Here is an 11,388-nt window from a genome sequence, read left to right on the forward strand (position 1 = left end):
CAATATAAATCATCTTATGAAAAGCGCAAGCCCAACTCTTTGAGCTGCTCGGGATCGATATCCGAAGGCGAGCCATCCATGAGTGATTGGGCCGTGGCGGTCTTGGGAAAAGCAATAACCTCGCGAATACCCTCCGCACCGGTCATCATAGCGACGATGCGATCAAGTCCGGCGGCAATACCGCCGTGCGGCGGTGCCCCATAATCAAGAGCTTTGAGGAGAAATCCAAAGGCCTTGTCGATCCGTTCATCGGACATCCCCAGAATATTGAGAACCTGCCGTTGAAGTTGCGAACGGTGAATACGAATACTGCCCGAGGCCAGCTCCGTTCCGTTGAGAACCAGATCATATTGGTCGGCTCGAACTTTGCGTAAAGGATGATCGACATCACTGATCGACAGAGTGGTTGTGTCGGCTTCCATAAAATACTGCAAATCTTCCTCCAGCGGCATGGATACAATATTATGCATGGCATCCAGGCGATTTTCATCCTCGTTGTATTCAAATAGAGGAAATCGGGTTACCCACAGAAATTTCCAGCTTCCCTCTTCAATCAGTTTATTCTCTTTCCCCAGCCGGAGCCTGATCTGACCCAGGATGCTTTCCGTTTTAAGTTTCTTATCGGAAACAATGAACACGGCATCGCCGGCCGCAGCCCCGGTCCGCTCACATATTTTATCCTTGATCGCCTCCCCGATAAACTTGGCAATCGGCGATTTATCTCCATCCGCCTGCCTTAAAATATAGGCCAGTCCCCCGGCTCCCAGATTTCTGGCATACTGAGTCAGATCATCGATCATCTTTCGTGAATAATTCGCCCCGCCTTTCAGGCAAAGAGCCTTAACCACTCCCCCATGATCGATTGTATCGGCAAACACCTTAAAACCACAACCTTTGACCACGTCGGTTAAATCAATCAGTTCCATCCCGAATCGAAGATCGGGTTTATCTATTCCCCACCGATTCATGACTTCGCAATAGTCAAAACGCGGAAACGGTGTTTCCAGTTTGATGCCCAGGACCTTATCAAATACGTGAGTCATCATTTGTTCGCCCACCTGAAAAACATCATCGCGGGTGACAAAGGTCATTTCCAGGTCAATCTGCGTATGTTCCGGTTGGCGATCGGCCCGGAGATCTTCATCCCGAAGACAGCGTGCCATTTGAAAATAGCGATCGAAACAGGAAACCATCAGAATCTGTTTCATTAACTGCGGCGACTGCGGCAGGGCATAGAATTTACCCTTCTGGACCCGACTCGGCACCACATAGTCACGAGCTCCTTCCGGAGTGGAACGCATTAATAAAGGGGTCTCGATTTCCAGGAAATTCTGCCCCGAAAGAAATTCCCTGACCGCCATCGTCACCTCATGACGGATTTTTATTTTATCCTGCAGCGGTTTGCGGCGCAAATCCAGAAAACGGTATTCCAGCCGCAAAACCTCACTGGCATCGGGATTATCGACAATCTCGAACGGCGGGGTTTTGGATTCCGCCAAAATAAGAAATTTACTGCCGGCGACTTCTATTTCGCCCGTTTTCATACTTTTATTCTCCGTCCCCTCGGGGCGCTTTCTCACCACGCCTTCGACCGCAACGACGAATTCATGCCGGGCCCGCCCTGCCTGTTCGAAAACCTCACGATCCGTTTTCTCAGGATTGAAAACTACCTGGGTCAAGCCATATCGATCCCGCACATCTATAAACAGCAGGCCGCCAAGATTACGATACTCCTGAACCCAGCCATTAAGCCTGACGGTCATCCCGACCTGTTGGGCTGACAGTTCACCGCATGTATGCGTTCTTTTAAGGTCTTTGAATGAATTCAATTTATCTCCAATAAGTTCATATCATTATTATATTTAATTCGGCATCAATGATATCAATTTAAGTACCCCGAAATACATATTAGCGGCCGAAATTAAACAATTGACGGCCAAAAGTCAATAGGAACCGATTTTACCCGAAATTGTTGAAGGAAGGGAAAGAAACATGGAATTATGGCTTGACAAACCGCCGACCGAAAATATAATTCGTTCATTTTTAACGGTTTGTGGCCGATAGAAAAAAATGATATGAATATCTCGAGATATTTAAAAGAGGATTTGATCGAACTCGATTTTCGGGTTGAACTGGAGCCATCCCCCGAAGAGGGCAACTCCGACAGGTTGAAAATACGTAATAAAGAGCATATTCTCAGGGCGCTGGTCAATATCCTGATTCGATCCGGGAAAACCGGCAATGACACCAAACTCCTCAATGACTTTATCAATCGAGAGCGAAAAGCGACAACGGCCATTGGTGAAGGAATTGCTTTCCCTCACGTCCGTACCATGCAGGCTAAAAATTTTATAATCGGCTTTGCCCGATCGATCGATGGATACGAATTCGACTCACCCGATGCCGGCCTGACTCATCTCTTCTTTATCATGGCCGCCCCGCCGTACGATGACGATCTCTATTTGAGGGTTTTCAAGGCACTATCCGAAAATCTGCAGTATGAAAGCTTCCGCCACGAATTAATGGATGCCGCCAGGCCCTATGATATAATCCGGGCTTTCAAGAATGTCGAGTGATTATCACCGTCTCCCATACAATCCCATCAAACTGGTTTCCTCAATTATATGCCCTTTCATTCCAGACATTAAATTCGCCGCCGAAATACCTTTTTCAATAGCCTTGGCATCGAATTCGATTGCAATATCCAGAGCGTATAATTTAAAGAAATAACGATGGGCCTTGCCTCGGGGCGGACATGGTCCCCCATATCCGAATCGACCGAAATCATTTATCCCCTGAATCGCCCGATATGATGAATCGGACCCGACCCGGGGATTTTTATCCGTAGGAACCTTTTCCGCCAGACCATCCAGATCGGGCGGAATATTGAATATCACCCAGTGAACCCAGGTTCCAACCGGGGCATCGGGATCATCACATATCAGGGCGAGTGATTTGGTCCCTTCGGGAATATTCAGGAAACGCAATTCCGGTGAGATATCACTGCTGTCGCAGGTGAATTTCACCGGAATTTTCTCACCCGGTTTAAAATTGGAACTGGTTAATTGCATAGCTTTTAGCCCCGTTTCTTCTTTCAGGATATTACCCTGCTCCGCCTTAATTTCGGTAATACCTGTCAATAGACATATTATGAGTGTAGATATTATAATAGGCTTCATTTAAATAAACCTGATATATGTGCCATTCATGTCGCCCAATACCGGATCAATATTTGGAGGCTCTTTTCAAATATACAAACAGAATCAGTCTTAAATAAAACTCATTTTCATGACGTGGCTGGCTTGTCAACCGCCTTCCTGATAAACGCCTCCATCAATTCAATGGGCAGCGGAAAAACAATGGTTGAACCTTTGTTGACCGATATTTCCGTAAGAGTCTGCATATACCTGAGTTGCATCGCTCCCGGCGCCTGGGCAATAACCTTGGCCGCCTCGGATAACTGCTTCGAGGCCTGGAATTCGCCCTCGGCATGAATGACCTTGGAACGCCGTTCCCGCTCGGCTTCGGCCTGGCGGGCGATGGCTCGTGTCATCTCGGGCGGTAAATCGACATTCTTGACTTCCACCACCGAGACTTTAATCCCCCATGGTTCAGTCTGATGATCGATTATCTTCTGTAATTCCTGGTTGATTTTCTCCCGGTTGGACAACAGTTCATCAAGATCAACCTGTCCCAACACCGACCGCAGAGTGGTCTGGGCAATCTGGGAAGTGGCCTCGAAATAATTGGCCACCGCCACGATGGCCTTATTGGGATCCATTACCCTGAAATAAACGACGGCATTCACTTTGACCGAGACGTTATCGCGCGTGATGACATCCTGCGGCGGGACATCGAAAGTAATCGTTCGCAAATCGACCCGGGTCATGCGATCAACCATCGGGATAAGCAAAATGATTCCCGGGCCTTTGGCACCGATTAAACGCCCCAGCCGAAAAATTACGCCCCGTTCGTATTCCTTGAGTATCCGTATGGCATTAGTCAGTATTATCAGAGCAAAAAATATTATAAATCCTAATACGGCCGCTTGCATAACATCCTCCTTGTAATTTATGCTCTTTTCACTTTAATTTTCAGATTTTTAACTTCCAGAACCACAACGCGGGCGCTCTCCTCGATTATCTCATCCGCCGTCGCCTCCCATAACTCCCCGGCCAGATAAACATAACCGGTACCATCGATTTTACTTTTAACCGTCCCCGCCTCTCCCACCAGTCCTTCTGCCCCTGTGGTCGGTTTCGACACCCGCGCCTTGTAGGCCAAAATGAAGGCCAGCGCGGTGAAGCCGCCGACGACCAGGGCCACCGAAATAACAATGGTTTTGGATACTTTCAGTTCCGGGTCGGCGGTATCAATCAGCATCAAACCGCCCATAATCAGGGATATTACCCCGCCGATAGTCAACAATCCGTGACTCACGATTTTTATCTCCAGTAAAAATAGTATTATGGCAAATATAATGAGTAGAACACCGGCATAATTAATGGGCAGAGTCCTCATCCCGTAAAAAGCCAGAATCAGGCAGATTCCGCCAACCACCCCGGGCAAAATTGACCCCGGATTATATAATTCAAGAGTGATTCCCAGGCCACCCAGCGAAAACAGGATAAAAACCACATTGGGTGAAGAGATAATATCCAGAAGAGTCTGGATAAAGGTTTTCTTAATCGGCTCAATAACCGGATGTGCGGTTTTGATTATTTTCTTCCCGTAAACAGTGTTGACTTCCATACCATTGGTTTGCTTCAACAAGTCATCCAGGTTATCCGCTATCAGATTAATAACGTTTTTCTCAAGCGCCTCGGAACTGGTGATTGACACTGACCTTCGGGCCGCTTCTTCGGCCCATTCGGCATTACGGCCATACCGTTCCGCCATAGCCTTAAGCGAGGCTACGGCATCATTCATTATTTTCTCTGATAATACTGAGTCGATTGTCTCCCCCGACCCGGAAACAACATGAGCCGCCCCGATATTGGTCCCCGGGGCCATGGCCGCTATATGGGCCGCATAGGTAATATACATCCCGGCCGAGGCCGCTTTGGAACCCGCCGGGGCGATATAGACCGCCACCGGAACGTGGGAATTTAAAATCAATTTGGTAATCGGCCACATTGCGGCCGTAAACCCGCCCGGGGTATCCATCCTGATCACCAGTAAATCGGCCGCTTCTTCTTCCGCCCGAGCGACCGCATCCATCACCCGATCAGCCGTCACGGTGCCCACGGGCCCTTCGATATCAAGCAATAGGACCAGGTCGGATTCCTGCGTCTCATTGGTAGTTGCCGCGGTATCCTGTGAAAGAGAATCGGCTGATACCGAAACAACCCAAACAAGAAGAACAGTCATTAAAATCATAATAAATTTGTTAGTCATATTACAACCCTGAAAAATCCTTCGATCACATGTTACCTATATATCTTTTTAAGCGACATTTTGACAATCTAAAAGCAATAGATGAACCCCGGTGGGTTACTCTCAATAACTGCCATTAAAAGCCAACTGTCAATCCCAAAATCAAATATCGCGATTTCACGGGATATTGAAAAATCTTAAATGAGTAATTTTGAATCCGGATTGAGATAAACCGGATGCCCGTCAAAAATGGTTGCCTCGATTTCAATACCAGCCAATCTCGAGCGGGTAGCGGTATAGGGATTATCTGTCAGAACTACGAAATCGGCTTTATAACCGGGCAGTAAGAAACCGCACTCAAATTCCTGCTCGACCGCATAAGCCGGCCCGGCGGTGAAACCGAAAATCGCCTGTGCCACATTTATTCGTTCCTCAGGATAAAAAACCCCTTTAATACCCGGCGCCCGGCGATTGACCGCATTTTCTATCCCGGTCAGAGGATCCAGCCGCTCAATCGGTGCATCGGACCCAAAGGCCAGCGAAATGCTGTTTTCAAGCAAGGTCTTAAAGATATAGCAGTTACGCCCCCGTTTCCCCCAGTATTTTTCGATCAATCTGATATCCGAGGGGCAGTGCGACGGTTGCATCGAGGCTGTCAATCCCAGTTTTTTCAGACGCGGGATATCGCACCGCCGGATCATCTGCAGGTGTTCGATACGACTACGGCGCGGGATTAATGCCGATGAAGCCTGCTCGAATGCATCGAGAACATTGGCGACAGCCTTATCGCCGATAGCATGAATGGCGCATGGAAGACCTAACCTGGCCGCGCCTTTAATCAGCGAAACCATCGCCTCTATCGATTTTACCTCAACCCCAAAATTATCTTTAGATCCCAAATACCTGTTAAAACAAAGGGCGGTTTGACTTCCCAGGGCACCGTCAGCGAATAACTTTACTCCGGATAGACGCAGGTAATCATTTCCATATCCATAATTGAGTTTGCGCTTTCTCAATTCAGAAAGGTAACTTGACGGCGCATAATAACTTATTCTCAAACCAAGTTTGCCTACTTCCAACAGCCTTTGGAAAAAATAGAAAGCCTCAGGACCATCAAAGGAATGAACCCCGGTGACGCCTTTCTTATGGGCATCTTCAATTACCCGGTTAAATAGCCGCTGAGCCATTGCCGGCGGTGGTTCTTTCATATGCTTGAGAACCTTCATATAGGCCGGTATTTCTTTTAAAATTCCGGTCGGTTCGCCATCGGCCGTCCGCTCGATCCGACCGCCTGCGGGATCGGGCGTTCGGGAATCAATACCCGCTATTTCCAGCGCTTTCGAGTTGGCCCACATTAAATGAGTATCTTTGGAAAAAATCGCCGCCGGTCTCCCCGTCGTCACACGATCGAGCATAGTACGGTCGGGCACAATATATTTCTTCCATCGATCCGGCGAAAACCCTTCACCGGTAACCCATTCTTCCGGCCCCAGCTTCCGGCTATGGGTGGCGATAGCATCCAGGACTTCCTCAATTGATGTCAACCCATCCAGTCGAGCATTACGAAGTGAAAGGGCCATGAAATAAATATGGGTATGAGCATCAACCAGACCGGGAATGACGGCATGTTTTTTAAGATCAATTTTCTCGAAGTGGCGAAAATCGTTATCGTACTGCAAACTGCGTCCGACCGCGGCGATTGTCTTTCCCGTTATCGCCATCGAATCGGTAACATCTCCTTCCCCGGCTTGAGTATATATCATGCCATTATAGTACAGTCTATTCTTTTTCAAAGGTTTCTCCGGGAATTCGTGTGTCACCCTGCCGCTCGGTAATTCCCAACCGATCGGTTTCCTCAAGGATGGGAAGAGCATATTTCCGCGAATTATTCAGTTTCCCGCGCAATGAAGCAACCGTTAATTCTTCGCGGTCAGCTAACATTGTCTTGATTATGGCAATTATTTCCTGCCAGCGATCGCGATGAAAAGCGATGGTCGGCCCGGTTTTAATGGCCAGGCCCGTAGTCATCAGATAATTGAAGGCTTCCCGGCCGATTTTATTATCGCCGATCAATTCCTTGATGGTTGGCGGGGCATAACCACCCTCACGAAGTTCCTTTTCCAGCCGATCAGCCATCTCCTTAATCTCGCCTTTCACAAAGATCGTGCGACAAGGCAGGTCATAGCGATTCTTCTTTTTTACCAGCAATCCCTTAGCCACCATCAATTCCAGGACCTGTTCCGACGATTTGACCGTCAATCCGGCCCGGTCGGCCACAATATCGATCGCCGCGCCATCCTGATGAGGATATAAACTGAAATATTCATTTAATGAATTCGTAATTGTATCGAATCTCGGGGCCAGATCATTGGGACGATAACAGCGTCCGTTATATTCATCGAGGGCACCCTTTTCTATTAATTCGGAGACCAGGTGATCAAGTTCGCCCTGAGCGAAATTGGCCCAGCGCAAATCTCGGCGGCTATCCATAAATAAATCTCGGGCAAAACCGGTTTCAAGAATATCAGCAAGTGTCATGGCACACCGGGCCTCAAGATATGCAAATCGGTCCAGTTCTTTTTTACGGGGGAACCGATCCAGAATATCCATCACCTGCCCTCCTCCAATCGTTATCTGGGGTGTTGGCAAACGGAAGATACATCGGTCGCCGATGAAAGCCAGAACCGGTTTATACGGTTTAAAAAATATTATTCCCTCCGTCCCCGGCCGCAGATCTCGTTGCCCGTAAGGGCGAGCCTCACCTTCAATCTCAGTTGTCCCCAGTATCATCAGAAGACGACGATGGTCGTCAATCCCAATTTCGGCCTCCGGCAGGACCCTTGCCTGAATCGCAAGAACCGGCTTGTCGGGATACCCGTCGATCAAATCCGGGATGGTCATGACGGAACCGCGACCAAGAAATTGCTTATCGATTCCCGTCAGACTCATTGATGTTCGCTGCCCCGGCAAAGCCTGCATAACCTGCTGGCTGTGAGATTGAATTGTCCTGATCTTTCCCTTTTTACCGGACGGAAAAACCAAGATATCCTGCCCTGCGCTCAATGCACCGCCTCGCAGCGTTCCGGCCACAATGCCCCCCATGCCGGCCAGAACAAATGAGCGATCGACATACAGCCGGGGTTTACCGATATCCCGGCGCTCGGTGATTGTATCAGCCAGATGGATTATTTCTTCACGAAGCCGGCCAAAGCCTTCCCCGGTAACCGATGAAATTCTGACAATCGCAGCCTTTTCCAGAAATGATCCTTTCAGTTTATCGCGAATATCCTCCTCGACAACATCAACCCAGTCGGGATCAGCCAGATCGATTTTGGTAATAGCCACCATCCCATATCTGATATCCAGCATCTGCGTAACCCGGAAGTGTTCCTGGCTTTGCGGCATCCAGCCATCATCGGCGGCTACCACCAGGATAACCGCATCGATCCCACCCGCCCCGGCAATCATATTGCGAACAAAACGCTCATGCCCCGGGACATCAATAATTCCTATCCGCCTGCCGTCAGGAGTATCATAATAGGCAAACCCGATATCAATCGTCATGCCCCTTAGCTTTTCTTCCGGAAGACGGTCGGGATCTATCCCGGTCAGGCGAGTTATCAGAGATGATTTTCCATGATCGATATGGCCGGCGGTCCCGATTACAAACATATCACAACTGGTCGATTAGATCCTGAATTATTTTAACCAACCATCGGGCATCATCATCATCAATCGCCTTCAGGTCAATCATAAACTTCTCATCGGTTATACGGCCAATTACCGGCGGTTGTGCGGCCCGAAATAAATCGGCGATTTTCTGTGGCTTGACAGTGCTGTTAAAGATCAGCGAAATGGACGGCAGTGGAACCTCAGGCAGGGCACCGCCTCCCATCCGTCCCCGGGTGGCATCAAGAGAAATTTTATCTCCGGCCCCGATTTCCTCCAATAAACACCGCCCTTTTTGATACAATTCCGCTTCAGATATGGCCGCCAGCCGCCAGAGTTTGATTTTCTCTTTCCAGGTATTATTCAGATAATAACCGAGTAGTTCTTCGACCGCTGAAAAAACGGTTTTATCGACCCGAAGAACCCGGTAAATGGGATTTTTCTTGATTCGGGCAACCATATCTTTATAACCGACAATCAATCCGGCTTGGACCCCGCCGAGTAATTTATCGCCGGAGAAACAGGTCAACGCCGCTCCGTCGCGCACCGAACCCTGAACCGTTGGTTCTTCGGTTCCGGCGAATTCCCTGGTATCCACCATAACTCCGCTGCCAAGATCATTGACCACCGGCAAACCAAATTCCCGTCCGAGTTGTACCAGGGCCTTCAGGTCGATCTCGGCCGAGAAACCGGTAACGGCAAAATTACTCCGGTGTACCTTCAGAATCATGGCTGGCTTTTCGGCAAGAGCCGCCCTATAATCATCCAACGTGGTGATATTGGTAGTGCCGATTTCCAAGAGATGGGCGCCGGATTTACGAATAATATCCGGGATCCTGAAACCGCCGCCGATCTGAACCAGTTCACCGCGCGAGATAACGACCTTACGCCGATTGGCGAAGGTGTTCAGAATAATAAACAGGGCCGCGGCATTATTGTTGACTATCGTTCCGGCTTCAACTCCGGATACCAAGGCCAGGTATTTCTCGGCCAGCTCTCCCCGCCTGCCGCGTTTACCGGAAGCAACCTCAAATTCCAGATTACCATAACCAGTAATATGGTTTTTAATGTTATCGAAAAGATCTTCCGAAAGAGGCGCGCGCCCAAGATTGGTATGTACCAATATCCCCGTCCCATTGATCACCCGTCCGATTTTTTTTCGACGCATGATCCGGATTTGCTTTATGATGGTATCCCGGAGATTTTCAAAGGATATTTCATCGCAATCCCGGCCAAGCCGTTCTTTCATTCGCTCGACAACCTCGCGGACGATATCCACTACCAGCGGCCGGGCCAGTTCACTCGAAACCGACATGATTTTTTCATCGGCAACCAGGATCTCCACCGCGGGGAAATCCCGTTTCGATTTTATAATTCTTTCACTCAAATTAAAGCCTGTACAGAAAGGTGGCCACCACCCGACCGACACTTTTTAGTGATGCCGGAGAACATTTATCGGGAGTATCATGAGTCGTGTGCCAGTCCGGGTAATTGAAATCGATTATGACAATGGATGGAATCCTGATAGTGTTGAATGATAAATGATCATCATGCACGGCATAGCCGACCGAATCGATGAAAGCCGTTTCACCCAATTCGGCCGCAATCCCCCAGACCATATCGTTCAAAGGTGCAATATACTTCTGGGAGAATTCCTCCCGATAGATTTTCAGGTCCTTATCTCCGATCATATCAATCACCAGGGCGGATTTATATTTGTCCTTGATATTCCGTCGGACCATCTCCCTCGCCCCTAAAAAATATTCATCCAGACGACTGGGCGGTCCCCAATCTTCACCATCAAGCAATCCAAAATCGATATTTACCCGTGGCTTCGTCCTGGATATAAGATTACCTAATTCCATCAACACGGCCACCCCCGAAGCTCCATCGTTAGCCCCGGGAAGCCACTCCTCCCTTTTGGTTGAATCGGGATCATACTCCGTTCGAGGCCGGCTGTCATAGTGTGCCGCCAGAAGATATCGAGGCGCATCGGACGAATCGGTCCCGGTAAATGAGGCAATAACATTAACCATCTCGATTGCCTTACCTGTGGTTCGATCATTATGAATAAATTCCATGGTGTCGATTTTCGCCCCGAGACTATCGAAGAAGGCAATCAGGTATTCACGGCATAGTCGGCTGTTTTCTGTACCCGGGACACGCGGTCCGAAGGCAACCTGCTCCTCGATATATCGAAAAGCCCGGTTACCATCAAACTCCGGAACGGTAATCTGTTTATTGCCGCCGCAAGAAATACCGATTAAAATTATCAGGATTATTGCGTCCGAAATAAAACGATCATGTTTTTTAATCATACACGGAAGGAATAAAAGAAGGCTC

General features: G+C 48.6%; 9 protein-coding genes. 1 reads left to right on the forward strand and 8 read right to left on the reverse strand.

All coding sequences use genetic code 11. The features are described 5' to 3' along the window. Positions 1–14 precede the first annotated feature (14 nt). Positions 15–1,829: an aspartate--tRNA ligase gene (gene aspS / locus JXQ28_05120; protein MBN2277107.1), complete on the reverse strand. Its 1,815-nt coding sequence runs from the start codon at positions 1,827–1,829 to the stop codon at positions 15–17. A gap of 246 nt (positions 1,830–2,075) precedes the next feature. Between aspS and JXQ28_05125 the strand changes: the two genes are divergently transcribed. Continuing rightward, positions 2,076–2,576, forward strand: coding sequence for a PTS sugar transporter subunit IIA (locus JXQ28_05125; GenBank protein ID MBN2277108.1), 501 nt, complete (start codon positions 2,076–2,078; stop codon positions 2,574–2,576). 3 nt (positions 2,577–2,579) lie between these two features. Here JXQ28_05125 and JXQ28_05130 read toward each other — a convergent pair whose 3' ends face one another. From JXQ28_05130 to JXQ28_05160, 7 genes are all read right to left on the reverse strand, one after another. After that, positions 2,580–3,071, reverse strand: a complete 492-nt coding sequence (locus JXQ28_05130) for a YbhB/YbcL family Raf kinase inhibitor-like protein (protein MBN2277109.1) — start codon at positions 3,069–3,071, stop codon at positions 2,580–2,582. 215 nt (positions 3,072–3,286) lie between these two features. Continuing rightward, a complete protein-coding gene (locus JXQ28_05135) occupies positions 3,287–4,054 on the reverse strand; it encodes a slipin family protein (protein ID MBN2277110.1) in 768 nt (255 codons plus the stop codon). A 17-nt stretch (positions 4,055–4,071) separates the two neighbouring features. Further along, entirely contained in the window at positions 4,072–5,397 is a 1,326-nt protein-coding gene (locus tag JXQ28_05140) for a nodulation protein NfeD (protein MBN2277111.1), read from the reverse strand. 176 nt (positions 5,398–5,573) lie between these two features. After that, a complete protein-coding gene (locus tag JXQ28_05145; protein MBN2277112.1) occupies positions 5,574–7,169 on the reverse strand; it encodes an amidohydrolase in 1,596 nt (531 codons plus the stop codon). Further along, positions 7,156–9,048 carry a selenocysteine-specific translation elongation factor gene (gene selB, locus JXQ28_05150; protein MBN2277113.1) on the reverse strand — a complete coding sequence of 631 codons (1,893 nt, stop codon included), beginning with the start codon at positions 9,046–9,048 and terminating at the stop codon, positions 7,156–7,158. Before selB ends, JXQ28_05145 begins: the two co-directional genes overlap by 14 nt. 1 nt (position 9,049) lies before the next feature. After that, complete coding sequence (locus tag JXQ28_05155; protein ID MBN2277114.1) at positions 9,050–10,432, reverse strand: L-seryl-tRNA(Sec) selenium transferase; 1,383 nt, start codon at positions 10,430–10,432, stop codon at positions 9,050–9,052. 1 nt (position 10,433) lies between these two features. Further along, on the reverse strand, positions 10,434–11,363 hold the full coding sequence (locus tag JXQ28_05160) for a M28 family peptidase (GenBank protein MBN2277115.1): 930 nt from the start codon (positions 11,361–11,363) through the stop codon (positions 10,434–10,436). Positions 11,364–11,388: the final 25 nt, after the last annotated feature.

It is taken from the genome of Candidatus Zixiibacteriota bacterium (assembly GCA_016933955.1).
Taxonomy (GTDB): Bacteria; Zixibacteria; MSB-5A5; order GN15; family PGXB01; genus JAFGTT01.

Bases quoted from the DNA above. Each gene is read 5' to 3' on its own strand.
- JXQ28_05160 (MBN2277115.1), bottom strand. From the start codon at position 11,363: ATGATTAAAAAACATGATCGTTTTATTTCGGACGCAATAATCCTGATA.
- JXQ28_05130 (MBN2277109.1), bottom strand. From the start codon at position 3,071: ATGCAATTAACCAGTTCCAATTTTAAACCGGGTGAGAAAATTCCGGTG.
- JXQ28_05135 (MBN2277110.1), bottom strand. From the start codon at position 4,054: ATGCAAGCGGCCGTATTAGGATTTATAATATTTTTTGCTCTGATAATA.
- JXQ28_05140 (MBN2277111.1), bottom strand. From the start codon at position 5,397: ATGACTAACAAATTTATTATGATTTTAATGACTGTTCTTCTTGTTTGG.
- JXQ28_05125 (MBN2277108.1), top strand. From the start codon at position 2,076: ATGAATATCTCGAGATATTTAAAAGAGGATTTGATCGAACTCGATTTT.
- selB (MBN2277113.1), bottom strand. From the start codon at position 9,048: ATGTTTGTAATCGGGACCGCCGGCCATATCGATCATGGAAAATCATCT.